Below are 26,462 nucleotides of genomic sequence, written 5' to 3' on the forward strand. Positions count from 1 at the left end.
CGTCGGTGGTGACGACATAAAGCAGGATCCCGCCCACGCATTCGATCAGGGCATGCGCCCCTTTAAGCCAGATGCTGAGCTCGAAAATCTGATGGATGCGGCGTTCGTCTACTGCTTTCACAAAATTCACCTTGCGATCGACAACAGCGGAAACGAGAAACGATGGATGCAGCTCTAACCCACTGGATCAACGCGGCAGCCGGGATCAGCCCTTTTCTTGATAAGGCAATGATCGCCGTCTCACAAATCGGCGTTCCGCTGATGGTGCTGGCTGTTGCCCTGCAATGGTGGGCAAAGGCCGACCGCTACCATGTGCGCCATGCTGCCTTGTCCGCCGGCTTGGCGTTCCTGCTCGGTCTGGCGATCAATCAGTTCATTTTGCTATTCGTCCACCGGCTGCGGCCCTACGATGCCGGCGTGACGCATCTGCTGATTGCGCCCAGCGCCGACTGGTCGTTTCCCTCCGACCACGCGACAGCCAGCTTTGCGGTTGTTGCGGCTCTTGCAACGCAAGGTCTGCCGCGCCGGATGCTGGCCCTCTCCATCATGGCATTGCTGATCTGCTGGTCGAGAATTTATATCGGCACCCACTATCTCACCGACGTGATAGGCGGTGCCATCACTGGCGTCTTAGGTGCCGTTGTGGTCCGATTTGCCTATCGCGAGAACTCCCGACTGGACAGTCTGGTCACAAGAATTCTCTAGCTCCTTATGTGCCAACGATGAGACGAGCAGCTATCATAGCGGTCCTGTCGCTTGCCTGCGTCTCTGTCGTGCTCGCCGCCGCCCATTCGGGTCGTGATGCGGTCATCCAGGCTCGCCAGGCCTCGATGAAGGAAATGGCCCAGGCCGCAAAGACGATAGCCGGGATGTTCGACGGCAAGCAGGCGTACGACGCCGCGGCCTTCAAGGCGGCGGCCGAGACCATCCGCGCCCGCACCGGCCCTGCCCTGATTGCCGAATTCCCCAGCGCGACATTGGGCGCGCCTTCAGGCGCCAGGCCGGATATCGACCCCGCCCGCGCGGAGTTCGAAGAGCTGGCTCGCCACATCGGGACGCTGGCCAGCGCCTTGGCCTCCGACGCCGAGCGGGCGCCGCCGCGCATCACCGACGACATGAGAATGGGTTCCGGCCTGGCGATGGGCGGTGGCAGCCTGCTTGGCAAGCGACCATCACTCGCGGAAGCCGATCCCACTAAATTGCCGGCGGAGCACCTCCTGCATCTCATCTTGCAGGATTGCTCGAGCTGCCATTCGAAGTTTAGGCAAAAGGTCGAGTGATAGCGTCAGCTTCGCTGCAGCTGACCCGCCATGAAATTGCGCCAGCCGCCGAAATGCGAAATCTCCTTTGCATCGGTGAGACCGGCACTTTCGACGAGAAAGCCCTTCGGCGAAGTTCCGTCGTCAAGCACAAGCGTCCCGATGCCGAGCGGCGGCGGGATCGCGGCAACAAAACGGCCGAAGGCTTGCGGCGAGAGCCGCCAGACTTCGACCTCGATCGCTGTCCCCTTGCCGTTGCAGATCCGTTCGAGCCCCGGTCGCGGCACCGACTGGCCGGCGAGCGCGTAAAGCCGGTAGAGCGGCGCCGTTCTTGCAGCCCGGGCGAAAATCGCGCCGAGCTGCTGCAGCTGGCCGTTCAGCGCCATCCCCGACAGATGCGCGCCGACCACGGCCAGCTCGATCGTGCCTTCATCCACGCCCGCCAGAACATCGCCGCGCTGCGGCTGCGGCCAGCCGATAGCACCAAGCGCAAGGCCGCTTGCCGCATGGACATCGCGCGCAAGCGACGCAGTCAGGTGGTCCTTGCCCGCCGCGGCAAGCAAGGTGACGCTCATCGGCAGACCGTCGCTGCGGGTTCCGCTCGGCACGGCAATGCCGCACATGTCGAGCAGATTGACGAAGTTGGTGTAGGTGCCGAGCCGGCTGTTGGTGACGATGGGATCGGCCAGCACCGCTTCGACTGTGTAGTGCGTCGGCGCGGTCGGCACGCAGAAAACGTCGACCGAGGCGATGACCGGCGCAAGCCTGGCCTTATAGCCTTGCAGGGCATAGAGCCCCTTGAAAGCGTCCGCAGCGGAAAGTTTTCGCGCACCGCCGATGATCTGCCGCGTCACCGGATGCATGGCGGCCTCGTTGGCATCCATGAAGTCCCTGATCGCGGCGTAACGCTCGGCCACCCAGGCGCCTTCGTAGAGCAGAGTGGCGGTGGCGTAGAAATCACCGAACGGGATTTCGACCAGCCGGCAGCCCAGCGTCTCCAGCGAGGCAAGAGCGGCCTCGAAACCCGCCTGCATCGCCTCGTCGCCGAAGAAGGTCCAGTCCGCCCTGGCCGGCACGCCGACAGTCAGCACCGGCGGGCGCGCGGCAAGAGCCTGAATGCAGAGGTCACGCGAATAGGGATCGGCGTCGTCCTTTGCCGCCGCCGCCTCGAACACGTGATAGGCGTCATCGACGGTGAGCGCGAAGACCGAGACGCAGTCGAGCGTCCGGCAGGCCGGCACGACGCCGGCGGCTGATAGCGCGCCGACGCTCGGCTTCAGCCCGACGATGTTGTTGAGGCCGGCGGGTATGCGCCCCGAACCGGCGGTATCGGTGCCGAGCGCGAAGGAGACGATGCCGCGCGCCGTCGCCACGGCCGAGCCGCACGAGGAACCGCCCGGCACCAGTTTCGGGTCGATCGCATTCCTCGGGATTGGATAGGGCGTGCGAACGCCGACCAGGCCGGTGGCGAACTGGTCGAGATTGGTCTTGCCGACAACCAGCGCGCCGGCGGCCTTGAGCCGCGCGACGACGGTGGCGTCTTTCGCCGGCAAGTAGGCATATTCCGCACAACCCGCCGTGGTCGGCATGCCGGCAACATCGATGTTGTCTTTGACCGCGAACGGCACGCCCCACAGCGGCTTTGCCGCGGGATCGAACGGGCCGAGCTTTTCCGCCTCGGCAAGCAACTCCGCCCTGCTCGCCAGATGGATGAAGATGCCGGGGTCATCGGCCGCCGCGAGCCGCGCATGGACCATATCGATCACCTCGCCAATGCTGACGCCGGCCTGATAGGCAACGTGCAGGCTCGCTATGTCGAAGCGGATGTCGCTCATTTGGCCTCGCCCAGAATGACTACCGGCAGGTTCCACTGGATGAGTACGACGCAGCCATCCTTGGTCCACACCGAATGCTCGGTTCCGACCGGGTTCAGGATCACGCTGCCCGCGGCATGATCGCCGTTCTCGTCGCTCTGCGTGCCTTCCAGCACGATGATCGTCTCCAGCCCGGCATGGCGATGACGCGGCACGCTGGCGCCAGCCCGGTAGTTCAGGATGGCGACCGACGGTTCCATCGGCCCACCCTTGAGCAGCCAATGCACTGTGATGCCTTCGCGAAAATGCTCGAATGGCAGATCACGCCAGCCCCCTTGGATGAGAGCCGCGTATGCGACGTTAGGCATTGGAAAGTCCCTCGAGCACCTGGTCCGTCGTTGCCGTCCAGCCGACGATGGCGCCCTGCGCCCTGATCATGGCAAGGGCTGCCGCCTTGAACTCCGGAAAATAGCTCTCAGTGGCATCCTCCGCCAGAAGGCATTCATAGCCGCGGTCGTTGGCCTCGCGCATCGTCGTCTGCACACAGACCTCCGTCGTCACCCCGGCAAAGACTAGCTGCTGTGCGCCGAGCCGCTTGAGGTCGTCGCCGAAGCTGGTGGCATAGAACGCGCCCTTGCCGGGTTTTTCGATGACGATCTCGCCAGGCAGTGGGGCAAGTTCATCGAGGATCGCCGTTCCCGGCTCCCCGACGATCAGCACACGACCCATTGGCCCGACATCGCCGATCCTGATCGACGGATTGCCGCGATTGCGCTTGGCCGGCGGCAGATCCGAAAGGTCTGCCTTGTGGCACTCCATCGTGTGGATCACCGGCAGGCCAGCGGCGCGAAACCCCGCGATCAGCCTCTTCACCGTCGGCACGATGGCCGTGACCCGGCTGACGTCATTACCGAGGCTGGCGCCGAAGCCGCCGGGTTCGGCAAAGTCGCGCTGCATGTCGATGACGACCAGCGCCATCGCCTCAGGCTTGAACACAAACGGAAACGGCAGTGCCTCGATCCCAGCCATCAGTGATGTCCCGCCATGTGCTCGCCGATCGTCTGCACGCTCGCCTGCGCGATCGGCGTCTCGTAGACCAGCGCGCCGTCCGACATGACGAAGATGCGGTCCGAGAGCTCGAGCAGCTCATCAAGGTCCTCCGACATAAGGAGCACGGCGGCACCGGCGTTGCGCGCCTTCATGATGCGGGCGCGGATTTCGGCGACGGCAGAGAAGTCGAGGCCGAAGCAGGGGTTCGACACGATGAGCAAATCGACCTCGCCGGTCAGTTCCCGCGCCAGCACCGCGCGCTGCACATTGCCGCCCGAGAGCGACGAAATCGGCGAAGCGAGCGATGCCGTCTTGACCTTGAACTGTTCGATCAGGCGGGCCGCGTAGTCACTGATCGCACTCATCCTGATCCAGTTGACCGGCTTGCCGGCCTCGTTGAGGTCGAAGGTCCGGAAGGCCATGTTTTCCGCCACCGTCATCTTCGGTGCGCAGGCATTGCGCAACGGCTCCTCCGGAATGAAGCGGACATTGAGCGTGCGCGCCTCGCTGCGGCTGGCGCCATAGGGCGAGCCTTTCACCAGAACGTCGCCGCCATTGCGCGCCCGCTGTCCGGCAAGGACTTCGAGAAACTCCTTCTGGCCGTTACCGGAGATGCCGGCAATGCCGACGATCTCACCCGACTTCACATCGAGTTCGCCGATGTCGATGGTTTTCAAGCCGGTGCGGTCGGGCGCCTTCAGCGACTTTACCGTCAGCACCTGTCTGGCGCCGGCCGGCACCGGGGCGCGGCTGTCGAGTGCGGCGATCGGTTGGTCGCCGATCATCATCGCCGCCATCTGCTTGTGGGAAAGTTCGGAGACCTTTCCGGTTCCGGTCAGCCTGCCCTTGCGCAGCACGGTGATATCGTCGGCAAAGGCCGTCACCTCGTGGAATTTATGCGAGATCATCAGCACGGTGAGGTCGCCGGTCCTGGTCATGTCGCGCACCAGGCCAAGCACTTCGTGTGCCTCGCCGGGAGTGAGCACCGAAGTCGGCTCGTCGAGCACCAGGAAACTGCGGCCGAGATAGAGCTGCTTGATGATTTCGAGCTTCTGCTTCTCGCCGGCGGCAAGTTCCGCCACCTTGACGTCGAGCGGCAGCTTGAACGGCATACGCTGCATGAATTGCGCAAGTGCGGCGCGCTCCTTGCGCCAGTCGATGACGCCCGGCACCTTCTCGCGCGAAATGACCAGGTTCTCCGCGCCGGTCAGCGACGGAACGAGCGTGAAATGCTGATAAACCATGCCGAGCCCGAGCGCCGACGCGTCCTTGGGACTGGCGATCGCGACCTCGCGGCCATCGACCAGCATGTCGCCGGCGGTCGGATGGTAAAAACCCATCATGCATTTGACCAGCGTCGACTTGCCGGCGCCGTTTTCGCCGAGCAGCGCGTGGAACGATCCCGCCGGCACCTTGATCGAGACATCGTCCAGCGCGGTGAAAGCGCCGAAGCGCATGGTCATGCCGATGGTCTCGACGCCGACGGCCTTCTTCCCAGTGCTTCCGCTCAAGATCGCCTCCTCACGGCAGTTGCGCGACGAAGGATGCCGAATTCGACACCGCGCCGAACACCCCGCCCTGCATCTTGATCATCTTGATCGCGGCGAGATGATTGCCGTAGTCGGTTGCCCCGCAGCAATCCTCCAGCATCACGCATTCGAAGCCGCGATCGTTGGCCTCGCGCATCGTCGTGTGGACGCAGACGTCGGTGGTGATGCCGGTCAGCACGATGTTGTCGATGCCGCGCTGGCGCAGGATCAGCTCGAGGTCGGTGGCGCAGAACGAGCCCTTGCCCGGCTTGTCGATGATCGGTTCGCCCGCCGCCGGATAGAGGTCGGGGATGATGTCCCAGCCGGGTTCGCCGCGCACCAGGATGCGCCCGCAAGGTCCGGGGTCGCCGATGCCGGCATTGATGCGGCGCGAACGCCAGCGCTTGTTGGCCGGCAGGTCGGCGAGATCGGGCCGGTGGCCCTCGCGCGTGTGGATTATGGTGTAGCTCTTGGCCCGCATGGCTGCGAGCACCGACTTGATCGGCTCGATCGGTGCCCGCACCAGCGAAAGATCGTAGCCCATATGATCGACATAGCCGCCCGGCCCGCAGAAATCGGTCTGCATGTCGATGATGATCAGTGCCGTATTGTCCGGCCGGAGCTCGCCATTATAAGGCCATGGATAAGGGTCGGCGTCGATGTAGCGCTGGGTGATCTCGGCTCTGGCGTTCATCGGAAAAACTCCAGTCATTTGGTGATCGACAATTCGCCCGGCGCGCCGGCAAGCGAGCGGCTCGGCGACGAGGTGGCGATCATGATGATGAGCGTGAGGATGTAAGGCGCGGCGTAGAAGAGGTAGTAGCCCTGCGTGACCCCGACCGATTGCAACGCCGGGCCCAGCGCGCCCGCACCGCCGAACAACAGTGCCGCGGCAAAGCAGCCGAGCGGATTCCAGCGGGCGAAGATGACCAGCGCCACCGCCATCAGGCCCTGCCCCGACGAGATGCGTTCGGTCCAGCTGCCGGGATAATAGAGCGACAGATAGGCGCCGCCGATGCCAGCAAGCGCACCGCCGACACCTGTCGCAAGCAGGCGCACGGTGTTGGGATTGAGGCCCATGGCGCGCGCCGCATCGGAGCTGTCGCCGACGACGCGCACGATCAGGCCGGCGCGGGTGTTGCGGAACGCCCACCATAGGAACACGGCAAGTGCGGCACCAATCAGGAACAGGATGTTGACGTTGAGCGCCGCCTGCACCTGCGGGAGATCCGACCAGCCACCGAAGGCGATGGCCGGCAGGTCTGGTGCCGAGGGCTGGATAAACGGCTTGCCGAAGAAGAAGGCGAGACCGGAGCCGAACAGCATCAGCGCGATGCCGATGGCGATGTCGTTCACCCCGCGGAATTTGCAGATCCAGCCATGGAACAGGCCGAAGCAAAGACCGGCACCTGCGGCAGCCAGCAGACCGAGCCATGGCGAGCCGGTCATCACTGCGACCGCATAGGCGGTCATCGCACCGAAGACCAGCGTGCCTTCGAGGCCAAGATTGATGCGGCCGGAGCGCTCGGTGATGGCTTCGCCGAGCGAGACGAAGATGAAGGGCGTCGAAACGCGGATGGCGCCGCCGAGAATGGCGAGCGGCACGCCCCACAGGCCGATCTCGGTCGCGTCCATCAGGAGCCCCTCTTCCACAGATCGGGATTGAAGACCTTGAAGCGGCCGTAAAAGGTTTCGCTGAACAGGATGACGACGAAGAGCATGCCTTGCAGCACCAGCACGGTCGCGTCGGGCAGGTCCATGCGGCGCTGGATCAGCCCGCCAGAAGCGCCGATACCGCCGAGCAGGAAAGCGACCGGGATGATGGCGAGCGGATTGTGGCGGGCGAGGAAGGCGACGAGGATGCCGGTATAGCCATAGCCGGCGGCGAGCGAGGCGTTGGCGCTGCCTTGAACGGCGCCGACCTCCAGCATGCCGGCCAGCCCGGCGAAGCCGCCGGCGAGCCCGGTGAAGCCGACGATCAGCGGCCCGACGGCAAGCCCTTGCACCTGAGCTGCCCTGACATTGCCGCCGGCGATGCGGGCGGCAAACCCCCAGCGCGTCTTTTCGATCAACAGCCAGGACAAGACGCAGGCGAGAATGCCGACGACCAGGCCCCAGTGCACGTCCATGCCTGGAATGTTGCCGATGCGGTAGGCATCCGCCAGCGGCTCGGTCGAGGGTTTGTTGAGCGAAGTCGGATCGCGCAGAGGCCCTTCGACCAGATGGTTCATCAGCGCGATGGCGATATAGGCCATCAGCAGACTGGAGATGGTTTCGTTGACGGCGCGGTAGTGGCGGAGTGCGCCGACGGCACCGATCCAGATGCCGCCGGCGACCGCGCCCGCCACGCCCATCAGCAGGATGACCAGAAAAGCCGGCGCGCCATTCGCCGCGACGCCGATGGCGGCGGCGGCAACGCCGCCCAGCACGATCGCGCCTTCGCCGCCGATGACGACGAGGCCGAGCCGGGCCGGCAGCGCCACGCAGAGCGCTGCCAGCAAAAGCGGTGCTGCCCGTGACAGCGAGTTCTGGATCGAGAACCACGAGCCGAAGCCGCCGCGCCACATCGTCTCGTAGAGTTGCACCGGCGATTTGCCGACCAGCGCGATGAACACGCTGAACAGCGCCATGCCGACGATCAGTGCCGCGAGCGGTATGACGAAGGCTTCCGCCCGCCGCGCCGCCCATTCGAGCGCCGCCGGATAATTCCTGGCGCCAAACAGCGCCGGTGCGCCCGCAGTGCTGATCGTGTCTGCCATGGCCCCGTCTCCGATCCGGTTCAGGCGGTCGAACCGACGACGCCCTCGACCAGGTAGTCCATGCTTTCGAGTTCGAGCGCGGTCTCGGCGAAGGCCTGGCCTTCGGTCGCGACGACGACGCCCTTGTTGCTCTTCAGCGGACCCTTGATGACGGAAAAGCCGCCTTTCATCATTTCGGCCAGCGTGCCGTCGAACTGTTTGCGGGCGGCGTCGCCGACGGCGGGGCCGAGCGGGCTCATCTTGACGAAGCCGTCGGCCAAGCCACCGCGTGTGAAATTGGGCAGCGGCGTGCCCGCCACCAGATCGTCGACGAACATCTTGTAGACCTTGGCCCAGTTCCATTCCGCGCCGGTCAGGTATTTTTCCGGCGCCAGCGGGCTCTGGTTGGCATGATAGCCGCAGACGAAGGCGCCACGGCCGGCCGCCGTCTCGACCACCACCTTGGGGCTGTCGACATGGCAGGTGATGACGTCGGCGCCCTGGTCGACCAGCGCATTGGTGGCCTCGGCCTCCTTGACCGCCAGCGACCACTCGCCGGTGAAGATCACCTGGCAGGTGATGGTCGGGTCGACCGAGCGCGCGCCGAGCAGGAAGGAATTGATGTTGAGCAACACCTGCGGGATCGGCTTTGCCGCGACGAAGCCGAGTTTCTTGGTTTTGCTGGTGTGACCGGCGACGACGCCGTTCAGATACTGGCCCATGCCGATATAGCCGAAATAGGAACCGGCATTCATCGGATGCTTGTCCTTGTTCCACATGCCACCGCAATGGCGGAACTGCACGTCGGGGAATTTCGCGCACATGGCGAGCATGTGCGGATCGAAATAGCCGAACGAGGTCGGGAAGATCAGCGACGCACCGTCGAGATTGATCATCGATTCCATCGTCTTCTGGACGTCGACCGTCTCCGGCACGTTCTCCTCCTCGACGACGGAAATTCCTTCGATCCCCTTCAGCGTGGCGGCGCCTTCGGCATGCGCCTGGTTGTAGCCGTAATCGTCCTTTGGCCCGACATAGATGAAGCCGACGGTGGCCGTCGCGGCGAAGGCCCTGCTGATCGGAAACGATGCGGACGCAAGGCCGAGCGCCGCTCCGGCGGCGGAGGTCTTGAGCAGGTCGCGGCGGCTAAGCATGAATCTCTCGGACATTGAATGCTCCCTCTGTGGGGCCTTTGGGGCCGGTTAACACCTCAATGAAAGAAGTGTATGCAATCAGCATGCCAGTTTCAGAAATAGGATTTATTCAGCAATATCAATGAGTGTGCCGATGTGGACTGCACAAAGCCGGAGCAATTGCATACACTTTTTGCCTTCAAAATCGCCAATTTGACATGAAGGCTAAAACATAGGCATACAGAGATGCGGAGGAATCGAAGCCGGTGAGTGGCTTACGGCTCTAGCGAAAAGACTGGACGGAGGAGACGTGTCGGGAAAGCGCAATTTGATCAGGTCGGGCACGACCGTCGATCAGATGGTGAGGGCGATCAGCGACCGGATCATCACCGGTTTCCTGCGCCCGGGCGAAAAGCTCGATGAGGCCTCGCTCGCGGCCCGCTTCGACGTCTCACGCACGCCGATCAGGGAAGCGCTCAGCCGGCTCAGCGCCATGGGGCTGGTCGAAAGGCGGCCGAACCGCGGCGCCACCGTCGCCGTGGTGACGCAGGAGCACCTCGCCTCGATGTTCGAAAGCATGGCCGAGCTTGAAGCGATCTGCGCGAGGTTCTCGGCCGAGCGCATGACCGCTGGCGAGCGCCGCACGCTGGAGGCCGAGCACCAGGCCTCGGCGCGCTTCGTGCAGCTCGGTGCCGAAGAAGAGTATGAGCTTTTCAACACCGAGTTCCACACCCGGCTCTATCGCGGCGCCCACAGCAAGCACATTTATGAACTGACAGTCATGACCCGCGGCCGCCTGGCGCCGTTCCGCCGCGCGCAATTCATGCTGCCCGGCCGGCTGGCCCAGTCGTGGCAGGAGCATGACGCCGTCGTCACCGCAATCATGCGCGGCGACAGTGCGGCGGCCGGAACAGCCGCCAAGGATCATGTCTCGATCGTCAGCGAGGCGAGCGCCGTCTTTGCCATCGGCGATCGTCCCAAAGGCAGGACCGAGCCGTTCCCGACATCGGCTTCCTAACCGTCAATCGACCAGCACGGCGACCACGGCAGCGCAGTCGCCGGCCTTGACCAGCCCCGGAAAATGCCGCGCCGCCAACAGACCGGACATTTTGGCCCGGATCTCCTGCGGAGCGCCGCCGGTGCGGCCTATGGAATGGATACGTGCCAGCACCTGGTTCTCTGCCACCGCCTCGCCGAGATCGATCATGGTTTCGATCATCCCGTCGTCCTCGGCGAACGAGAAGCAATCGCCGGACGGCATGTCGAGCCAGCGGGTTGGCTGCATCTCGACCGCGCCGGCGACGATGCCGGCATGGCGCAGCACATTGAGCACGCCGCAACGTGCGATCCGCACCGTTTCCGCGCGCGAAGTCCCGCCGCCGCCAAGCTCGGTGGTGATGAACAGCTTGCCCATCTCTTCGGCGGCAGTGTCGAACATGCCGACCGCGTCGATCTCCAGCATTTTCATCGACCATGGTGCGGAGAAGGCTTCAACCGCAGCGAAACCCTTCGCTTCCAGCACCTTGTCGGGCCGGATGTGGGCGGCGCAGAACGGCACGAAGTCGAGCGTCTTGCCGCCGGAGTGGAAGTCGAGCGCGATGTCTGTACGGGGCAGAAGCTCGCGCTGGAAATAATCGGCGATCTTCTCGGTCACCGTCCCGTCGGGCCGGCCGGGAAAGCTGCGGTTGAGATTGCCCTTGTCGATCGGCGAGGTGCGCGTGCCGGCGCGGAACGCCGGATAGTTCATCGCCGGCACGATGATGATCGTGCCGCTGACTTGCTTCGGGTCGAGCGTACGGGCGAGGTCATAGAGCGCCAGCGGCCCCTCGTACTCGTCGCCATGATTGCCGCCGGTGAGCAATGCGCTCGGCCCCTTGCCGTTGCGGATGACGCAGATCGGGATCATCACCGATCCCCAGGCCGAATCGTCGCGGCTGTAAGGCAGGCGCAGGAAACCGTGCTGCACGCCGTCGCGCTCGAAATCGACGGTCGGCGTGATCGGTGACGGGCGAAGGCTGGACATCGGGCTCAATTCTTCACGACCAGTTTGCGCGGCACATTCGCCAGGCACTCGACGCCCGTCTCGGTGATCAGGATGGATTCGGTGATTTCCAGCCCCATCGTCTCAAGCCACAAGCCGGTCATGAAATGGAAGGTCATACCGGGCTTCAACTCGGTGCGGTCGCCTGGACGCAGGCTCATCGTGCGCTCGCCCCAGTCAGGCGGATAGGAAAGCCCGATCGGGTACCCGGTGCGGTTGTCCTTGACGATGCCGTACCGCTTCAGCACCGCGAAGAAGGCGTTGGCGATGTCCTCGCATGTGTTGCCGGGGTTGGCGGCCGCAAGTCCCGCCTCCATGCCTTCCAGCGTCGCCTTTTCGGCATCGAGGAATTCCTGCGTCGGTTTACCAAGGAACACAGTCCGGGAAAGCGGACAATGGTAGCGGTTGTAGCAGCCGGCAATTTCGAAAAAAGTGCCCTCGCCCGACTTCATCGGCCTGTCGTCCCAGGTCAGATGCGGCGCCGATGCGTCGGCGCCCGACGGCAGCAGCGGCACGATCGCCGGATAGTCGCCGCCAATGCCATCGACGCCGCGCGTGCCGGCATCATAGATCTCGGCGACCAGGTCGCATTTGCGCATGCCGACCTCGATCTTGTCGACAATGCGCTCGTGCATTGCCTCGACGATGCGGGCGGCTTTGCGCATGTAGTCGATTTCGGTCGGGCTCTTCACTGCGCGCTGCCAGTTGACGAGTGCCGTGGCGTCGACGAAGCGGGCATTGGGCAGATGTCTCTGCAGAGACGCGAAGGCTGCGGCGGAGAACCAATAATTGTCCATCTCGACACCGATGCTGAGCTTGCCCCAGCCGCGATCGGCGAGCACCTGCGAGAGAAAATCCATCGGATGGCGCTCGGTCGACTGCACATAGTGGTCGGCATAGCCGATGATGTTGTCGTGCGCGAGATAGGCGGTGCGCTTGGCGCCGTTGGCGTCCTGGCCGCGCCCGTACCACACCGGCTCGCCCGACGGCGGCACGATGACAGCCTGGTGCACGTAGAACGACCAGCCGTCATAGCCGGTCAGCCAGGCCATGTTGGACGGGTCGCTGACGATCAATAGATCGACGCCCTTGACCTGCATGGCTTTCCGCGTCTTGGCGAGGCGCTCCGCATATTCGCCGCGCGAGAATTTCAAATTGGGCTGCATTGTTCTTGGTCCTCGTTTGTTGGGCCTTGCGGCCAGCATCAGCTTTCGAAAATCGTACCGGTCTTGGCTGCACGCGCACGGTCGCGGGCGAGCGTAGCGATCGCCGTGTCCTGCACGCCAGTGCCGGTCAGGTCGGCAATGGTGATGTCGCTGTCCGAGCGCCGGCCATGCCTTTCGCCGGCGATGATGTGGCCAAGCTCGGTGATTTCGGCATCGGACGCCATCACGCCCGCCGCGATAGCATGGTGCAGTTCGCCCAGCCGGCGCGTCTGTTTGGCGCTATCGGCGACGTAGAGATCGGCCATGCGCAGGATCGCCGGCGCGATCTCGTTCTTGTGCTCGGCATCCGAGCCCATGGCAGTGATATGCTGGCCGGCGGAGACGAAGCCGGCCTTGATCAGCGGCTCGGTCGACGGCGTCGTGGTGACGATGATGTCGGCATCGGCCGCAGCCTTTGCCGCGTCGGGCTCGGCGTGAACGGCGATGCCCAGTTTTTCGGACAATGCGTCGGCCGCGGCTTCGGCCTTGGCGGCATCCCTTGCCCAGATGCGGGCTTCCGTGATTGGCCGCACCAGCATCAGCGCCTCGAGCTGCAGTCCGGCCTGAACACCGGCGCCGAAGATCGCGGCAACGGAGGAACCCGCCCGCGACAGATGTTTGGCGGCGACCGCACCGGCGGCGGCCGTGCGGATGTCGGTGAGATAGCCATTGTCGAGCAGCAGCGCCTCGACCAATCCGGTTTTCGCCGACAGCAGCACCATCATGCCGTTGACGCTGGGCAGGCCGAGCTTGGGATTATCGAAAAAGCCGGGGCTGATCTTGATCGCAAAACCGTCGACACCCGGTACATAGGCGGTCTTGACGTCGACCTCGCCGCGATGCTCCGGAATGTCGAGCCGAAGGATCGGCGGCATCGCCACCGGCAAGGTGGCGAGCGCCCGGAACGCATTCTCGACGCAGGCGATGGCATCGAGATCGAGCTTCACGATCTTGCGCAATTCAGCTTCGGTGAGGATCGTCATCCGGCTCATGCTGCGCTCTCCGCAATTGCTTCGCCGCAGATGATCTTGCGGTGCAGTGTCATATCGATGTTGCGGCCGGACAGCACGAGCACCGTCGGGCCGCTCGCCCTGACCTTGCCGGCAAGCACGGCTGCGATGCCGACGGCGCCGGCGCCTTCGACGATCTCGCGCTCCTGTTCATAGGCATGGCGGATGCCGGTGGCGATCTCGTCCTCGCTGAGCAGGATCACATCGTCGAGCAGGTCGCGGCACATGGAAAAGGTCAGCCGGTTGTCGAGGCCTATGCCGCCGCCGAGGGAATCGGCCAGCGTCGGCAGTTCCTCGACCAAAACCGGATGTCCGGCGTCGAGGCTCGCCTTCATCGCCGCACCGCGCGCCATTGAAACGCCCATCACCTTCGTCGCCGGGCTGACGCCCTTCACGGCAGCGGCAACGCCAGCCGCCAGCCCACCGCCGGAAAGCGGCACCAGCACCAAGGCGGCGTCCGGAACCTGTTCGATGATCTCCAGCCCGAGCGTGCCTTGCCCGGCGACAATGGAGGGATGGTCGAAAGGCGGCAGCATGATCAGCCCCTCTTCCGCGACCAGCCGTTCGACCTCCCGCTGCGCATCGTCCTGGCTGTTGCCGACGATGCGGATCTCGGCGCCGAGCCGGCGGATCTCGTCGAGCTTGTTCTGCGGCACCAGCCGCGACATGCAGATCGTCGCGTGGATACCTTGCAGTCGAGCGGCATAAGCCAGCGCCCGGCCGTGATTGCCGGTCGAGGCAGCGACGACGCCACGCGCCCTCTCCTCTTCTGTCAGCGAGGCGATTGCGTTCGAGGCACCACGCAGCTTGAAGGCGCCGGTGGTCTGCCGGTGTTCGAGCTTGAGATAAACAGGAGCGTCCAAGTGCTGGGAAAGACTCCGGGAAGGAACGGTCGGCGTACGCTCGACCTTGCCTGCGATGCGCTCGCGCGCGGCGTGGATTTCGGACAGGCTTATCCTGGACGTGGTCATGGCTCATCAATCAGTTCAGCGGCAGCGTCATCAGACGGCCGAATTCAGGGCGCGGCTCGTCGTCGTCGCAAAGCCGCAGGCAATTCCAGGCCGTCGCCTGGTTGCTGGTGACGACAGGACGGCCGATGGCTTCTTCCATACCGACAACTGCCGCCGCGGACCGCAGTGCCGTGCAGGAGACAAACAGCGCGTCCGAGTGTTCGGCCGTCGCCTCGCGAGCCAGATCGACCAAGGATTTCGGCGCAATCCGCGCCATCTCGCGATCATCCTCGAAGCCGAGGCAAGTGAAGCTGACGATTTCGAAACCATGCACGGTGAAATAGGTCGCCATCGGCCGGCTGGTCTCGACCGTATAAGGGGTAAGAATGCTGATCGTCCTGGCGCCCAGCGCCTTCAGGCCGCGCACCCCGGCCATCGGCGGCGTAACCACCGGCGCACCGGGTTTCGCGGCCTGCACCGCCGCCTCGATTTCGGCATCGCGGATCACGACGGAAGCTGAGGTGCAGGAATAGCAGATCGCATCGAGCGGCTCGTCGGGCAGGATCAGGGCCGCGGCCGCCGTCAGTGACGGCTGCATCTTGCGCAAATTGTCCGGCGTCGTCGGGTTGGCGTAGGGGATGCGTGCGACATAGACCCCGATGCGGTCGCTTGCCACCATGCGGTGAAAATCCGGTTCGCTCGTATGGTCGGTGGCAAGGATGATCAGGCCGACCCGCTTTTCCAGCGGACGCGCGTCGAGCGGCGGCCGGGCCGAATGCAGGCGGATTTCGGGTGCAGCGCTCATCTTTCGATCCGCCCATAACGGTGTTCCAGCCAGCGCAGCAGCACCACCGAGAACAGGCTGATGGCGAGGAAGAAGGCGCCGACCAACGTGATCGGTTCGATATACCGATAATAGGTATTGGCGACGCTCTTGGCCTGGTTCATCAGTTCGAGCACGGTGATCGCCGACAGCAGCGGCGTCTCTTTGAACATGGCGATGAAATAATTGGCAAGCGCCGGGATCATCGGCGGGATCGCCTGCGGAATGATGATGTGCGTCCAGGTCTGGGTGGCGTTCAGATTGCAGGCCTTGGCCGCTTCCCACTGGCCGCGCGGAACATTATCGATGCCGGCGCGGTAGACCTCGGCCGTGTAAGTGCCGTAATGCAGCCCGAGACCGATAACGCCCGCGACCAGCGGCGGCAACAGGACGCCGAAATCCGGCAGCACGTAGAAGATGAAATAGAGCTGCACCAACAGCGGTGTGCCACGGATGAACTCGGCAAGGAAACCGACGGTGCGCGACAGAGCCCTGTTCGGCGACCGGCGCGCCAACGCGATGCCCAACCCAACGATGGCCGCCAGCACCGAGCCAAGCAGCGTCGCCAGGATGGTGATCTTCACCCCCTCGATCAGCGTCGGCAGGATCTGCCGGACAAAATCCCAATCCCATTCCATTATCAGGCCCGGTCCATCATACGCGCACCCCGTCGAGGCCACGAGCCATGCGGCGTTCCAGCGACCGCACGCCCCATGAGATGAGCAGCGCCAGGACGAAATAGATGACGAGGATGGTGCTGAACGGCACCAGAGTATTGCCGGTCTGCGAGCGCACCACCTGCGCCTGGAAGGTCAGGTCGGCGAGCGAGATCAGCGAAACGACGGCGGTGGCCTTGAGCAATTCAATGGCGTTGTTGCCGAAGGTTGGCAGCATCACCAGAAGCGCCTGCGGCAAGATGATATGGTGCATGGCTTGCCAGCGGCCGAGATTGAGGGCGGTGCAGGCCTCATATTGTTCGCGGCCGATAGACTTGATGGCGCCACGCACCACTTCCGCCGCATAGGCGCCGACATTGAGGCCCAGCGCCAGCACCCCGGCCTGCAGCGGCGTCAACGAAATGCCGGCAAAAGGCAGCACGAAATAAGCCCAGAACAGCTGCACGAAAATCGAGGTGCCGCGGAAGAACTCGATATAGGCGGTGGCCAGCGCGCGTAGCACGAAAAACCGCGACAGCCGCCCCAGCCCGGCAAGAAAGGCCATGACCAAGGCCAGCACCGACCCCATCAGCGTCAGCTCGATGGTGACAAGCGCTCCTTGCAATATCAGGCCGAAATAGCCGGACCATTGGGTCATTGGGTCGAAAGTTTCCGCGTTGAATGTCTAGCGACACGTTGCTTCCAGCGTCCTTCTCCCGGTTCACGGGGAGAAGATACCGGCAGGCAGATGGGGGGCAGCGCGAACCAACCGGAGTATGGCGCCGCCCCTCATCCGGCCCTTCGGGCCACCTTCTCCCCGTGAAAGGGGAGAAGGAAGAACGCACCTACTTCGCCGAGCAGAGCTTGTCGCGGCTCGTCGACATTGCCGCCGCCGCCGAGAAGCCGTAAGGCTCGATGATCTTGGCGAACTCGCCGGACTTCTTCAGTTTCGCCAGCTCGACATCATAGGCGTCGCGCAGCGCTTCGTCGCCCTTCTTGAAGGCCGCGCCGTCGCAATAGACCGGCGCACCGATCACCGGCGCGATGACTTCGAGGTTCGGATCATTGGCTTTCTTGACCAGGTCGTTGATCGACAGCACGGGCAGCGAATAAGCATCGATGCGGCCGTCCTGCAGCATTTTCAGGCCGCTCTGGCCGTCCGGCACGACGATGACGCGCTCGCGCGGCACACCTGCGGTGAGCGCCAGCTTCTCTTCAGTGCCGCCACCCGGCGCGCCGATCGTGGCGCTCGCGTCCTTCGCGACGTCCTCGTAGCTCTTGAAGCCCTTCGGGTTGCCCTTCTTCACCAGCATCGCCTCGGCGTCGCACAGCACCGGTTCCGAATAGGCGACCGCAGCACAACGTTCCGGCTTCATGAACAATCCGGCGGTGACGACGTCGAAACGGCCGGCCTGCAAGCCGGGGATCATGGCGCCATATTCCGAGATCGAGGCGACGATATCGTTGACGCCAAGGCGTTTGAAGATTTCACGGGCAACGTCAGGCGCCGCACCCGAAACCTTGCCGTCGGCAGCGACCGCCGTATAGGGCGGCTCGTTGGCGATGGCGACGCGGGCAAAGCCTTGCGCCTTAAGCTCTTCGAGCTTGCTGTCGTCGGCCGAGCCGGCCGTCGAGGCGGCCAGCACCGCCGTCAGCGCAATACCGGCGACGCCGGCCAAAATGGCAAATTTCTTCATTGTTCCCAACTCCTTGTTTGTCTGTCTTCTTGGCTTGCTTGAGGCGTTGCCGCCTCGCATGGCAGTCAGACCCGATGTCCGGCCGCAATGATCTTCTTCAGGAAACCTTGCGTGCGCTCCTGTTTGGGATGGCGGAAAATCTCGTCGGGCTTGCCCTCCTCGACTATTCTGCCGCGATCGAAGAACAGCACCCGGTCGGCGAAGTCATGGGCGAAACCCATCTCGTGGGTGACCAGCAGCATGGTCATGTCGGTCTCGGCGGCGAGCTTGCGCATGACGTTGAGCACCTCGTCGACGAGCTCAGGGTCGAGCGCCGAGGTGACCTCGTCGAACAGCATGATTTTCGGCGACAGCGCCAGCGCCCGCGCAATCGCGACGCGCTGCTTCTGGCCGCCTGAAAGCTGCGCCGGCATCGCTTTGGCCTTCTCGACCATGCCGACCATGTCGAGCAGTTCCATCGCCCGCTTTTCGGCGGCGGCCCGCGGCACGCCTTTGGTCAGCATTGGTGCCAGCGTCACATTGTCGATGACGCATTTGTGCGGAAACAGATTGAACAGTTGGAAGACCATGCCGATCTTCTGGCGCATCTTTGCCAAATGCCGTTCATCGGCCGTCAGTAGCCGGCCGTTGCGCTCCATGTGGTACAGCTGTTCGCCGTCGACTTGGATGTGGCCGCTGTCGATACGCTCTAGCGTCATCAGGATGCGCAGGATCGTCGTCTTGCCCGAACCCGACGGGCCGATCAGTGCCAGCTTCTCGCCGGGCATGACTTGCATCGAGAGGCCGTCCAGCACCTTGAAGGTGCCGAAGCTTTTCGAAATGCCGTCGATCTTGATGATGGGCGCCGACAATGAATTTCCCGTGCTGGAGAAGCTATGCCTTTAACGATGCGGATCGCGGCAAATCATGTCAATCAAGAAAATAATATCATGACAATATTCCGAACTCCGCACAATTCCCCGCCATTTGTTGCCTAGATGGCAAGCAGGAGATGCTCGGGATCGCCGAGCAGAAGCTTGGTGACAACGCCGAGACCGGCACGCAGTTCCCCCTCCGTGGTCGAGCCCAGCGAAATCCGGACAGCGGGATGCCAAGGCATCTGCGAAATGCGAAACGACGTACCGGGCGCAATCGCCACGCCCTGCAGGCGCGCCTGGGACACAAAGCTTTCCTCGCCGCGATCCTCGGGCAGCCGCAGCCAGACATGCAGCCCGTCGCGATGAGCCCGATAATCCACTCCGGCAAGCACCTCGGCGGCTATGTCCAGACGCCGCCGCAAAGCCAGGCGCTGCCATCGCACGAGTTCCATCGCGGTGCCGTCGGTCACCCATTTGGTGGCGATCTCGGCCACCAACGGCGTCGCCATCCAGTTCGAGACGAGATGGCGATTGGCGACCGCGGCGACGTAACGATCGGGCGCCGCGAGATAGCCGATGCGCAGGCCCGGCACCACGATCTTGGTAAAGGAGGTGACGTAGAGCGTGCGCTCGGGGGCAAACGCCGCGACCGGCGGCGGACGGTCCTCGACCAGCGGGCCGAGCACGTCGTTTTCGATAATGGCGATGTCGTGCCTGCGCGCCACCGCAGCGATCTGCTCGCGCCGGGCGGCATCCATCAGCGTTGCCGTCGGGTTGATCACCGAGGGCTGCACGAACACGGCGCGGATGTCCGACAGCCGACAGGCCTCGTCCAGCGCTTCCGGGATCAGCCCATTGTCGTCGATCGGCAAACCCTCGAGGTTGAAGCCGAGATAACGCGCCAGCGGGATCAGCGTGTGGTGACCGATCGCCTCGGTGGCGACGGTCGAACCGGGCGGCGCTACGCTCATCAGCGCTACCGTCATACCGGCGGTGGCGCCGTTGGTCAGGCTGATGTTCTGCGGCGACGCGTCGAGGCCGCAGAGCCGCAGCCACTCGACACCCACCGCACGGTGGCGTGGGAACACCATGTTCGGCCTGAACGACAGCGCCGAGCTCGACGGCAGGTTTTCGGCGAGCCAGCCCAGTGCCTGCCTCAGCCGCTCCAGATGCATCGGTTCGCAGACCGGCTTCAGGATGGAGAGGTCGATGAGCTCGCCCAGCCGCTCCGGCAGATAGGGCGGCTCCGGCTCGCGGCGCTGCGTCTGCACGAAGCTGCCGCGGCCGACCTCGCCGGAAACCAGCCCGCGGCGGATCAATTCCTCGTAGGCGCGGCTGACCGTCTGCACGGAAAGTTGCAGATCGTCGGCCAGTTGCCGGTGCGTCGGCAAGCGCGCGCCATTGGCCAGGCGCCCGTCATGAATGGCGCGCGCGAACTGGTCGGCGAGCGATTGATAGGCCGGCCGCCGGATAAGAGCGGGATCTGGTCGCCAAAATGTCATGACTTATTAGAGATCGAAATCAGTGCAATTGACAATCGAAATAATGCGCCGTCATGGTGTCCGGCACCGGAAGTGGGCGATCATGGCTGCAGCGAAACTCGATCCGATCGATCTGAAAATACTCGACGCCATCCAGCGCGACGGGCGCATCACCAAGCTGGCGCTGGCCGAGAAAGTCGGCCTGTCGCCGACGCCGTGCTGGATGCGGCTGCGCAAGCTGGAAAAGGCCGGCATCGTCTCGGGCTACCATGCCAGGATCGCCATGCGCGCCATCTCGCCGGTCGCTACCGTGCTGATGGAGGTGACGCTTGCCAGCCACCGCCAGGCCGATTTCGACCGTTTCGAGCGCGTCATCCGCGACATTCCCGAGATCGTCGCCTGCTGGTCTGTCGGCGGCGGCGTCGATTACCTGCTGAAGGTGATGGCGCGCGACATCGACGCCTATCAGCGGCTGGTCGACACTCTGCTCGAACGCGAGATCGGCATCGACCGCTATTTCACATATATCGTCACCAAGACGGTGAAGGAGGAGAGTGTGCTGCCGGTGGCGGACCTGTTGCCGGCATCTTCCTGATACCGGAGAGATCGTCTGCGCGCTCGGTGCAATAGAGACAATCTCTCTACGTGCAGGCACGCAAACAGCCTCTCTGTTTGCGCGGCAGAGATAGTCTTGCGGCATCACCCGAACCGGGAGCCCGACGATGTCCGCACATTTTGCCCGCTCGCAGCGCCATGAAGCACTTGACCGCCTCGCCGACCGACGGCTGCTGCGCGAACTCGCCTATGTCGCTGGCCACTGGACGGCGAGCGAGACCGCGGAGAGTTTCGAGGTGACCGATCCGGCCACCGGATCCACCGTCGCTTTCGTTGCCGCGCTCGATGCCCGGCAGACGACATTGGCGATCGATGCGGCATCGCGCGCCTTTCCTGCCTGGCGCGCATTGCTGCCGCAGGAACGGTCGAAAATCTTGCGAAAATGGTTCGATCTGATCGTCGCCGCCAAAAATGACCTGGCCCTGCTGATGACGCTCGAACAAGGCAAGCCGCTGAAGGAATCGCGCGGCGAGATCGACTACGCAGCCTCTTTTGTCGAGTGGTATGCCGAGGAGGCCAAACGTCTCAACGCCGAAAGCGTCACCAGCCATTTGCCAAATGCCGAGATGGTGGTGCGACGCGAACCGCTCGGTGTCGTCGGCGTCGTCACGCCGTGGAATTTTCCAGCGGCCATGCTGACCCGCAAGGCGGCTGCCGCCCTTGCCGCCGGCTGCACCATCGTCGCGCATCCTTCCTCGGAAACGCCGCTGTCGGCACTGGCGCTGGCCGAGCTTGGCGAACGTGCCGGCCTGCCGGCTGGCGTGTTCAACGTCCTCACCGGCAGGGCTTCGACCATCGTCGGGCGGATGTGCGAAGACCCGCGCGTTCGCGCCATGAGCTTCACCGGCTCGACCGAGATCGGCAGGCTGATTGCCGCGCAAAGTGCGCCGACGATGAAGCGTCTGGTGATGGAACTTGGCGGGCATGCGCCGCTGATCGTCTTTGCCGACGCCGATCTCGACAAGGCGGTGAGAATAGCCGTCGACGCCAAATTTGCCACCTCCGGCCAGGACTGCCTCGCCGCCAACCGCATCTATGTCCAGCGTCCGCTCTACGATCGGTTCTGCGCTGCTTTCGCCAAACGCGTCGAGGCATTGCGGACCGGCAATGGCCTCGCTGAGGACACCGAAATCGGACCCTTGATGCACGAACGCGGCGTCAAGAAGGTCGAGGAGCAGGTGGCCGATGCGCTCGCCAAAGGCGCGCGTTGCCTGACCGGCGGCAAGCGCCATCCTGCCGGGCCGCTGTTCTACCAGCCGACGCTGCTGGCCGATGTTGACGACGACGCCCTGATCATGCGCGAGGAGACCTTCGGTCCGGTTGCGGCCGTGACGCCCTTCGACAGCGAAGAGGAAGTCGCCGCCCGCGCCAATGCCACCGAGTACGGCCTGGTCGCCTATGTCGTCACTGAAAACGGCGGCCGGCAATTGCGCATGGGCCGCGCGCTCGACTATGGCATGGTCGCCATCAATCGCGTCAGGATCACCGGCGCGCCGATCCCGTTCGGCGGCGTCAAGCAGTCCGGCATCGGCCGGGAGGGCTCGCGTCACGGGCTCGAAGCCTTTACCGATCTCAAATATCTCTGCCTGGACGTGGCCTAGAACCGCGCCCGACACTTTTCCTCAGGAGTAAAAAGATGCTCGACCAGTCAAACGAACTCGCCGCCTGGGACCGCGATCACTTCTTCCATCCCTCGACCCATATGGGCACGCATGCACGGGGTGAATCGCCGACCCGCATCATCGCCGGCGGCGAAGGCGTCACCATCTGGGACAATAACGGTCGCAAGAGCATCGATGCTTTCGCCGGCCTCTACTGCGTCAATGTCGGCTATGGCCGTCAGAAGATCGCCGACGCCATCGCCGCACAGGCCAAGAACCTCGCCTATTATCACGCCTATGTCGGGCACGGCACCGAGGCATCGATCACGCTTTCCAAGATGATCATCGACCGCGCGCCGCAGGGCATGTCGAGGGTCTATTTCGGGCTCTCCGGTTCCGACGCCAACGAAACCAACATCAAGCTGATCTGGTACTACAACAACGTGCTCGGCCGGCCGGAGAAGAAGAAAATCATCTCGCGCTGGCGCGGTTATCACGGCTCCGGCATCATGACCGGATCGCTGACCGGCCTCGACCTGTTCCACAACGCCTTCGACCTGCCGCGTGCGCCGGTCCTGCACACCGAGGCGCCCTACTACTTCCGCCGTGCCGACCGCTCGCTGAGCGAGGAGCAGTTTTCGCAATACTGTGCCGACAAGCTCGAGGAGATGATTCTCGCCGAAGGGCCGGAGACGGTCGCCGCGTTCATCGGTGAGCCTATCCTCGGCACCGGCGGCATCGTGCCGCCGCCGGCCGGCTACTGGGAGAAGATCCAGGCGGTGCTGAAGAAATACGACGTGCTTCTGGTTGCCGACGAGGTCGTCACCGGCTTCGGCCGGCTGGGCACCATGTTCGGCTCCGACCACTACGGCATCAAGCCCGACCTGATCACGATCGCCAAGGGCCTGACCTCGGCCTATGCGCCGCTGTCGGGCGTCATCGTGTCAGACAAGGTCTGGCAGGTGCTGGTGCAGGGTTCAGACAAGCTCGGCTCGCTCGGTCATGGCTGGACCTATTCGGCGCATCCGATCTGCGTCGCCGCCGGCGTCGCCAACCTGGAACTGATCGACGAGATGGACCTGGTGCGGAACGCCGGCGAGACCGGCGCCTATTTCCGCGCCGAGCTGACGAAAGCCGTCGGCGGCCACAAAAACGTCGGCGAGGTGCGCGGCGACGGCATGCTGGCGGCGATCGAGTTCGTCGCCGACAAGAACGATCGCGTATTCTTCGACGCCTCGCATAAAATCGGGCCGCAGGTCGCGACCACCCTTGCGGCAAGCGGCGTCATCGGCCGGGCCATGCCGCAGGGCGACATTCTCGGTTTCGCGCCGCCGCTCTGCCTGACGCGGCAAGAGGCCGATATCGTCGTGTCGAGGACGGCCGACGCGGTGAAGAGCGTGTTTGCAAATATCTGAAGAGCCGACATGAATGCCATGACCAAGACCCTCCCCGCCACCATGGCCGCCGTGCAACTGATCGGGCACGGCGGACCGGAAAAGCTCGTCTACCGCACCGACGTGAAAGTGCCCTCGCCCGCCCGGGGCGAGGTGCTGGTCAAGGTCACCGCTTGCGGCATGAACAACACCGACGTCTGGGTGCGCCAGGGCGCCTATGGAACGGAGGAGGATGCCGCCGCTGTGTCGACCTGGCGTCGTCGGGGCAATACGCTGAGCTTCCCGCGCATCCAGGGCACCGACACGGTCGGCAACATCATTGCCGTCGGCGACGGCGTCTCGCCGACCCGCATCGGCGAGCGGGTGATGGTCGATTTCTCCATCTACAATCGCGACGACGATTCACTCGCCGACATCGACTATATGGGCCACGGCCGCGACGGCGGCTATGCCGAATATCAGGCGGTGCCGGCAGAGAATGCCCATGTCGTCGATACCGATCTCAGCGATGTCGAGCTCGCCACTTTCTGCTGCGCCTATCTCACCGGCGAACAGATGCTGGAACGCGCAGCATTGAAGGCCGGTGAGCGCGTGCTGGTCACCGGCGCCTCGGGCGGCGTCGGCTCGGGCATCGTGCAGTTGGCGCGGGCACGCGGCGCCATTCCCTATGCGGTTGCCGGCAAGGGCAAGGAACAGGCCGTGCGTGACATCGGCGCCGAGGCGGTGATCACCCGTGGCGTGGCCGACCTGCCGGCAGCCGTGAACGAGGCGACCGGCGGGCGGCCAATCGATGTGGTCGCCGACCTGGTCGGCGGCGCGATCTTCAACGACCTCCTGCGCATCTTGAGGCCGGAAGGCCGCTATACCACGGCCGGCGCGATTGCCGGCCCGGTCGTGCAGCTCGATCTGCGCACCATGTACCTGAAACAGCTGCAACTGCATGGCTCAAGCCAGGGCACACGCGCGGATTTCCGCCGCATCGTGCGCTACATCGAGGACAAGAAGATCCGGCCGCTGGTCGGCGGCGTCTACAAGCTGTCCGATTTCCATCGCGCCCAGGCCGATTTCATCGCCAAGGATTTCGTTGGCAAGCTGGTCGTCGTGCCGGATGCGTCGCCAAAATAGCGCGTCGACCAAAAACGCCTATGACAGGCTCGGGCCGTTCGCGGACGCGGTGAGGTCGAGCGCCACATCCAAGCAGCGTTTTCGTGATGGCTTTGTTTATCTGAATGAGCAAAACCCATTCTGATTTGGCTGCACGCCGGCAACAAGGATTCCTGACCCTCTCCTGCGGTGTTATAGGTTTTCGCGATTTCTTATAACTCCCGCTTGCGTCCCTTGAGGTCATGCCGCTATAAGAGAACCGCATTTTTCTTATAACCGGAGCCGCCTGACATGAAGACGGTCGACCTCGTTTACCGCACGATGTATGCGGAACTCGTCCAGCGATCCTTGGACGCAGTCTTCGAAACGGATTTCCCTACGACGGGCAATCTCGTCAAGGTGCCCGTCAAGGGCAAGGTATACTGGTATTTCGAGGAAACGCAGCCGACGAAGACGCGACGGTATGTCGGGCCTGACAGCGATCCCGAGATTGCAAAACGCGTTGAATCCTTCCGTCAGATCAAGGACGACCTCCGCGCCCGCAGGAAGCTGGTATCCACGCTCGTGCGCGAGGCAGGGCTGACAGAACCCGAAAGGTTCACCGGGGATGTCGTCGAGGCGCTGGGGAAGGCTGGCATCTTCCGCTTACGCGGCGTCCTGGTCGGCACAGTCGCCTTTCAGTCCTACGCGGGCTATCTGGGCGTGAAGCTGCCCGGTGCAGCGTTGCAGACGGGCGATGCAGACTTCGCCCTATTCCATTCCGTGTCGGCCGCGGTCGAGGACAGCCTGCCGCCCATCCTCGAAATCTTGAGGGAGATCGACCCAACCTTCAGGGAAATCCCTTACAGATCAGATCCCGGACACGCGACGCAATTCGAGAACGCAGTCCGATACAAGGTCGAGTTCCTTACACCGAACACGGGCAGCGATGACTACGCCGATCATGCAACCTCGATGCCGCCTTTGGGCGGTGCATCCGCGCAGCCTCTTCGGTTTCTCGATTTCCTGATCCACGAACCAATCAGAACTGTGCTGCTGCATCGATCGGGAGTGCCTGTCGTGGTACCGTCGCCCGGACGATATGCGGTTCACAAGCTGATCGTTGCCTCGCGCCGACAGAACAACGCAAACGGCGTGGGCAAGCGGGAAAAGGATGTCCACCAGGCAGCACTTCTGGTCGAGGCACTGAAAGCTACCCGTCGCCAGGACGATCTCGCCATCGCGTTTTCGGAAGCGTGGGACAGGGGGAAACATTGGCGTGAAGCGATACAAAAAGGACTTGGCTTGATTCCCCAGAAACAGCGTGGCGACGTCGAGGCGACGATCGTCAACGCACTTTCAGGAATCGGCGAGGAACTGGAAGGATTCAGCGGCTCATCTGCGAAAACAAAGCACGGAGACTAAACGGCAGCAACGGGTGGATAGTGTTGAAGAAGTCGGCGATGAAGCCGTGGATCCACTCGCACCGAAGCGTCTTGATTAAGGTCGACGCGACCTCCTCGCCT

General features: G+C 63.7%; 26 protein-coding genes. 8 read left to right on the forward strand and 18 right to left on the reverse strand.

The genetic code is table 11. The features are described 5' to 3' along the window. The first annotated feature begins 162 nt into the window (after positions 1 to 162). Positions 163 to 705, forward strand: a complete 543-nt coding sequence (locus NKH04_RS30595; protein ID WP_352822790.1) for a phosphatase PAP2 family protein — start codon at positions 163 to 165, stop codon at positions 703 to 705. A 17-nt stretch (positions 706 to 722) separates the two neighbouring features. Beyond that, a complete protein-coding gene (locus tag NKH04_RS30600) occupies positions 723 to 1,280 on the forward strand; it encodes a cytochrome c (protein ID WP_352473247.1) in 558 nt (185 codons plus the stop codon). Positions 1,281 to 1,285: 5 nt separating this feature from the next. On the opposite strand, the gene atzF is transcribed toward NKH04_RS30600, so the two are convergent. The 8 genes from atzF to NKH04_RS30640 are packed head-to-tail and all read right to left on the reverse strand — an operon-like array spanning position 1,286 to position 9,559. Then, the gene (gene atzF, locus NKH04_RS30605) at positions 1,286 to 3,094 is read right to left on the reverse strand and encodes an allophanate hydrolase (protein WP_352822796.1); all 1,809 of its coding nucleotides are present in this window, start codon (positions 3,092 to 3,094) and stop codon (positions 1,286 to 1,288) included. Continuing rightward, on the reverse strand, positions 3,091 to 3,441 hold the full coding sequence (locus NKH04_RS30610) for a cupin domain-containing protein (protein WP_352501326.1): 351 nt from the start codon (positions 3,439 to 3,441) through the stop codon (positions 3,091 to 3,093). The genes atzF and NKH04_RS30610 overlap by 4 nt, the downstream gene beginning before the upstream one ends. Beyond that, entirely contained in the window at positions 3,434 to 4,102 is a 669-nt protein-coding gene (locus NKH04_RS30615; protein WP_352822799.1) for a cysteine hydrolase family protein, read from the reverse strand. Before NKH04_RS30615 ends, NKH04_RS30610 begins: the two co-directional genes overlap by 8 nt. Next, complete coding sequence (locus NKH04_RS30620; protein ID WP_502896441.1) at positions 4,102 to 5,586, reverse strand: ABC transporter ATP-binding protein; 1,485 nt, start codon at positions 5,584 to 5,586, stop codon at positions 4,102 to 4,104. The genes NKH04_RS30615 and NKH04_RS30620 overlap by 1 nt, the downstream gene beginning before the upstream one ends. 58 nt (positions 5,587 to 5,644) lie before the next feature. After that, the gene (gene biuH, locus NKH04_RS30625; RefSeq protein WP_352923549.1) at positions 5,645 to 6,346 is read right to left on the reverse strand and encodes a biuret amidohydrolase; all 702 of its coding nucleotides are present in this window, start codon (positions 6,344 to 6,346) and stop codon (positions 5,645 to 5,647) included. A 14-nt stretch (positions 6,347 to 6,360) separates the two neighbouring features. After that, on the reverse strand, positions 6,361 to 7,287 hold the full coding sequence (locus tag NKH04_RS30630; RefSeq protein WP_352822807.1) for an ABC transporter permease: 927 nt from the start codon (positions 7,285 to 7,287) through the stop codon (positions 6,361 to 6,363). Further along, positions 7,287 to 8,411 (reverse strand): ABC transporter permease, encoded by a 1,125-nt coding sequence (locus tag NKH04_RS30635; protein ID WP_352822810.1) that lies wholly within the window; start codon positions 8,409 to 8,411, stop codon positions 7,287 to 7,289. The genes NKH04_RS30630 and NKH04_RS30635 overlap by 1 nt, the downstream gene beginning before the upstream one ends. 20 nt (positions 8,412 to 8,431) lie before the next feature. Further along, on the reverse strand, positions 8,432 to 9,559 hold the full coding sequence (locus NKH04_RS30640; RefSeq protein WP_352467659.1) for a BMP family ABC transporter substrate-binding protein: 1,128 nt from the start codon (positions 9,557 to 9,559) through the stop codon (positions 8,432 to 8,434). Between the two features lie 322 nt (positions 9,560 to 9,881). Between NKH04_RS30640 and NKH04_RS30645 the strand changes: the two genes are divergently transcribed. Continuing rightward, positions 9,882 to 10,541, forward strand: a complete 660-nt coding sequence (locus NKH04_RS30645) for a GntR family transcriptional regulator (protein ID WP_352923553.1) — start codon at positions 9,882 to 9,884, stop codon at positions 10,539 to 10,541. A gap of 3 nt (positions 10,542 to 10,544) precedes the next feature. On the opposite strand, the gene doeB is transcribed toward NKH04_RS30645, so the two are convergent. The 10 genes from doeB to ehuR form a co-directional block, all read right to left on the reverse strand. Continuing rightward, a complete protein-coding gene (gene doeB, locus NKH04_RS30650; RefSeq protein ID WP_352923543.1) occupies positions 10,545 to 11,546 on the reverse strand; it encodes a N(2)-acetyl-L-2,4-diaminobutanoate deacetylase DoeB in 1,002 nt (333 codons plus the stop codon). Positions 11,547 to 11,551: 5 nt separating this feature from the next. Beyond that, on the reverse strand, positions 11,552 to 12,730 hold the full coding sequence (gene doeA, locus NKH04_RS30655; RefSeq protein ID WP_352923540.1) for an ectoine hydrolase DoeA: 1,179 nt from the start codon (positions 12,728 to 12,730) through the stop codon (positions 11,552 to 11,554). Positions 12,731 to 12,768: 38 nt separating this feature from the next. After that, a complete protein-coding gene (locus NKH04_RS30660; RefSeq protein ID WP_352923537.1) occupies positions 12,769 to 13,761 on the reverse strand; it encodes a cyclodeaminase in 993 nt (330 codons plus the stop codon). After that, on the reverse strand, positions 13,758 to 14,750 hold the full coding sequence (eutB, locus tag NKH04_RS30665; protein WP_352923534.1) for a hydroxyectoine utilization dehydratase EutB: 993 nt from the start codon (positions 14,748 to 14,750) through the stop codon (positions 13,758 to 13,760). Before eutB ends, NKH04_RS30660 begins: the two co-directional genes overlap by 4 nt. 10 nt (positions 14,751 to 14,760) lie before the next feature. Next, positions 14,761 to 15,534 carry an ectoine utilization protein EutA gene (eutA, locus tag NKH04_RS30670; protein WP_352923532.1) on the reverse strand — a complete coding sequence of 258 codons (774 nt, stop codon included), beginning with the start codon at positions 15,532 to 15,534 and terminating at the stop codon, positions 14,761 to 14,763. Beyond that, on the reverse strand, positions 15,531 to 16,190 hold the full coding sequence (gene ehuD / locus NKH04_RS30675; RefSeq protein WP_352467665.1) for an ectoine/hydroxyectoine ABC transporter permease subunit EhuD: 660 nt from the start codon (positions 16,188 to 16,190) through the stop codon (positions 15,531 to 15,533). The genes eutA and ehuD overlap by 4 nt, the downstream gene beginning before the upstream one ends. A gap of 16 nt (positions 16,191 to 16,206) precedes the next feature. Next, positions 16,207 to 16,866, reverse strand: a complete 660-nt coding sequence (gene ehuC / locus NKH04_RS30680) for an ectoine/hydroxyectoine ABC transporter permease subunit EhuC (RefSeq protein ID WP_023677201.1) — start codon at positions 16,864 to 16,866, stop codon at positions 16,207 to 16,209. Positions 16,867 to 17,053: 187 nt separating this feature from the next. Beyond that, positions 17,054 to 17,905, reverse strand: coding sequence for an ectoine/hydroxyectoine ABC transporter substrate-binding protein EhuB (gene ehuB / locus NKH04_RS30685; protein ID WP_352923530.1), 852 nt, complete (start codon positions 17,903 to 17,905; stop codon positions 17,054 to 17,056). Positions 17,906 to 17,970: 65 nt separating this feature from the next. Beyond that, positions 17,971 to 18,756, reverse strand: a complete 786-nt coding sequence (ehuA, locus tag NKH04_RS30690) for an ectoine/hydroxyectoine ABC transporter ATP-binding protein EhuA (protein ID WP_352683223.1) — start codon at positions 18,754 to 18,756, stop codon at positions 17,971 to 17,973. A gap of 122 nt (positions 18,757 to 18,878) precedes the next feature. Next, positions 18,879 to 20,264, reverse strand: a complete 1,386-nt coding sequence (gene ehuR, locus NKH04_RS30695) for a MocR-like ectoine utilization transcription factor EhuR (RefSeq protein WP_352501338.1) — start codon at positions 20,262 to 20,264, stop codon at positions 18,879 to 18,881. 82 nt (positions 20,265 to 20,346) lie between these two features. Here ehuR and NKH04_RS30700 point away from each other — a divergent pair, with 82 nt between their 5' ends. The 5 genes from NKH04_RS30700 to NKH04_RS30720 all read left to right on the forward strand — a co-directional run bounded on the left by NKH04_RS30700 (position 20,347) and on the right by NKH04_RS30720 (position 26,361). Further along, on the forward strand, positions 20,347 to 20,838 hold the full coding sequence (locus tag NKH04_RS30700) for an Lrp/AsnC family transcriptional regulator (RefSeq protein ID WP_352473224.1): 492 nt from the start codon (positions 20,347 to 20,349) through the stop codon (positions 20,836 to 20,838). A 127-nt stretch (positions 20,839 to 20,965) separates the two neighbouring features. Next, positions 20,966 to 22,459: an NAD-dependent succinate-semialdehyde dehydrogenase gene (locus tag NKH04_RS30705; RefSeq protein WP_352923525.1), complete on the forward strand. Its 1,494-nt coding sequence runs from the start codon at positions 20,966 to 20,968 to the stop codon at positions 22,457 to 22,459. 35 nt (positions 22,460 to 22,494) lie between these two features. Further along, entirely contained in the window at positions 22,495 to 23,874 is a 1,380-nt protein-coding gene (locus NKH04_RS30710; protein WP_352923522.1) for an aspartate aminotransferase family protein, read from the forward strand. Between the two features lie 9 nt (positions 23,875 to 23,883). Next, positions 23,884 to 24,978 (forward strand): alcohol dehydrogenase family protein, encoded by a 1,095-nt coding sequence (locus tag NKH04_RS30715; protein ID WP_352501341.1) that lies wholly within the window; start codon positions 23,884 to 23,886, stop codon positions 24,976 to 24,978. A 270-nt stretch (positions 24,979 to 25,248) separates the two neighbouring features. Beyond that, complete coding sequence (locus tag NKH04_RS30720) at positions 25,249 to 26,361, forward strand: nucleotidyltransferase family protein (RefSeq protein ID WP_352923519.1); 1,113 nt, start codon at positions 25,249 to 25,251, stop codon at positions 26,359 to 26,361. Positions 26,362 to 26,462 lie beyond the last annotated feature (101 nt).

The organism is Mesorhizobium sp. M1365 (genome assembly GCF_040317865.1).
Lineage (GTDB): Bacteria > Pseudomonadota > Alphaproteobacteria > Rhizobiales > Rhizobiaceae > Mesorhizobium.

Coding starts and splice junctions, on each gene's coding strand:
- NKH04_RS30595 (WP_352822790.1), top strand. CDS start 163: ATGGATGCAGCTCTAACCCACTGGATCAACGCGGCAGCCGGGATCAGC.
- NKH04_RS30600 (WP_352473247.1), top strand. CDS start 723: ATGAGACGAGCAGCTATCATAGCGGTCCTGTCGCTTGCCTGCGTCTCT.
- atzF (WP_352822796.1), bottom strand. CDS start 3,094: ATGAGCGACATCCGCTTCGACATAGCGAGCCTGCACGTTGCCTATCAG.
- NKH04_RS30610 (WP_352501326.1), bottom strand. CDS start 3,441: ATGCCTAACGTCGCATACGCGGCTCTCATCCAAGGGGGCTGGCGTGAT.
- NKH04_RS30615 (WP_352822799.1), bottom strand. CDS start 4,102: ATGGCTGGGATCGAGGCACTGCCGTTTCCGTTTGTGTTCAAGCCTGAG.
- NKH04_RS30620 (WP_502896441.1), bottom strand. CDS start 5,586: ATGACCATGCGCTTCGGCGCTTTCACCGCGCTGGACGATGTCTCGATC.
- biuH (WP_352923549.1), bottom strand. CDS start 6,346: ATGAACGCCAGAGCCGAGATCACCCAGCGCTACATCGACGCCGACCCT.
- NKH04_RS30630 (WP_352822807.1), bottom strand. CDS start 7,287: ATGGACGCGACCGAGATCGGCCTGTGGGGCGTGCCGCTCGCCATTCTC.
- NKH04_RS30635 (WP_352822810.1), bottom strand. CDS start 8,411: ATGGCAGACACGATCAGCACTGCGGGCGCACCGGCGCTGTTTGGCGCC.
- NKH04_RS30640 (WP_352467659.1), bottom strand. CDS start 9,559: ATGTCCGAGAGATTCATGCTTAGCCGCCGCGACCTGCTCAAGACCTCC.
- NKH04_RS30645 (WP_352923553.1), top strand. CDS start 9,882: ATGGTGAGGGCGATCAGCGACCGGATCATCACCGGTTTCCTGCGCCCG.
- doeB (WP_352923543.1), bottom strand. CDS start 11,546: ATGTCCAGCCTTCGCCCGTCACCGATCACGCCGACCGTCGATTTCGAG.
- doeA (WP_352923540.1), bottom strand. CDS start 12,730: ATGCAGCCCAATTTGAAATTCTCGCGCGGCGAATATGCGGAGCGCCTC.
- NKH04_RS30660 (WP_352923537.1), bottom strand. CDS start 13,761: ATGAGCCGGATGACGATCCTCACCGAAGCTGAATTGCGCAAGATCGTG.
- eutB (WP_352923534.1), bottom strand. CDS start 14,750: ATGACCACGTCCAGGATAAGCCTGTCCGAAATCCACGCCGCGCGCGAG.
- eutA (WP_352923532.1), bottom strand. CDS start 15,534: ATGAGCGCTGCACCCGAAATCCGCCTGCATTCGGCCCGGCCGCCGCTC.
- ehuD (WP_352467665.1), bottom strand. CDS start 16,190: ATGGAATGGGATTGGGATTTTGTCCGGCAGATCCTGCCGACGCTGATC.
- ehuC (WP_023677201.1), bottom strand. CDS start 16,866: ATGACCCAATGGTCCGGCTATTTCGGCCTGATATTGCAAGGAGCGCTT.
- ehuB (WP_352923530.1), bottom strand. CDS start 17,905: ATGAAGAAATTTGCCATTTTGGCCGGCGTCGCCGGTATTGCGCTGACG.
- ehuR (WP_352501338.1), bottom strand. CDS start 20,264: ATGACATTTTGGCGACCAGATCCCGCTCTTATCCGGCGGCCGGCCTAT.
- NKH04_RS30700 (WP_352473224.1), top strand. CDS start 20,347: ATGGCTGCAGCGAAACTCGATCCGATCGATCTGAAAATACTCGACGCC.
- NKH04_RS30705 (WP_352923525.1), top strand. CDS start 20,966: ATGTCCGCACATTTTGCCCGCTCGCAGCGCCATGAAGCACTTGACCGC.
- NKH04_RS30710 (WP_352923522.1), top strand. CDS start 22,495: ATGCTCGACCAGTCAAACGAACTCGCCGCCTGGGACCGCGATCACTTC.
- NKH04_RS30715 (WP_352501341.1), top strand. CDS start 23,884: ATGAATGCCATGACCAAGACCCTCCCCGCCACCATGGCCGCCGTGCAA.
- NKH04_RS30720 (WP_352923519.1), top strand. CDS start 25,249: ATGAAGACGGTCGACCTCGTTTACCGCACGATGTATGCGGAACTCGTC.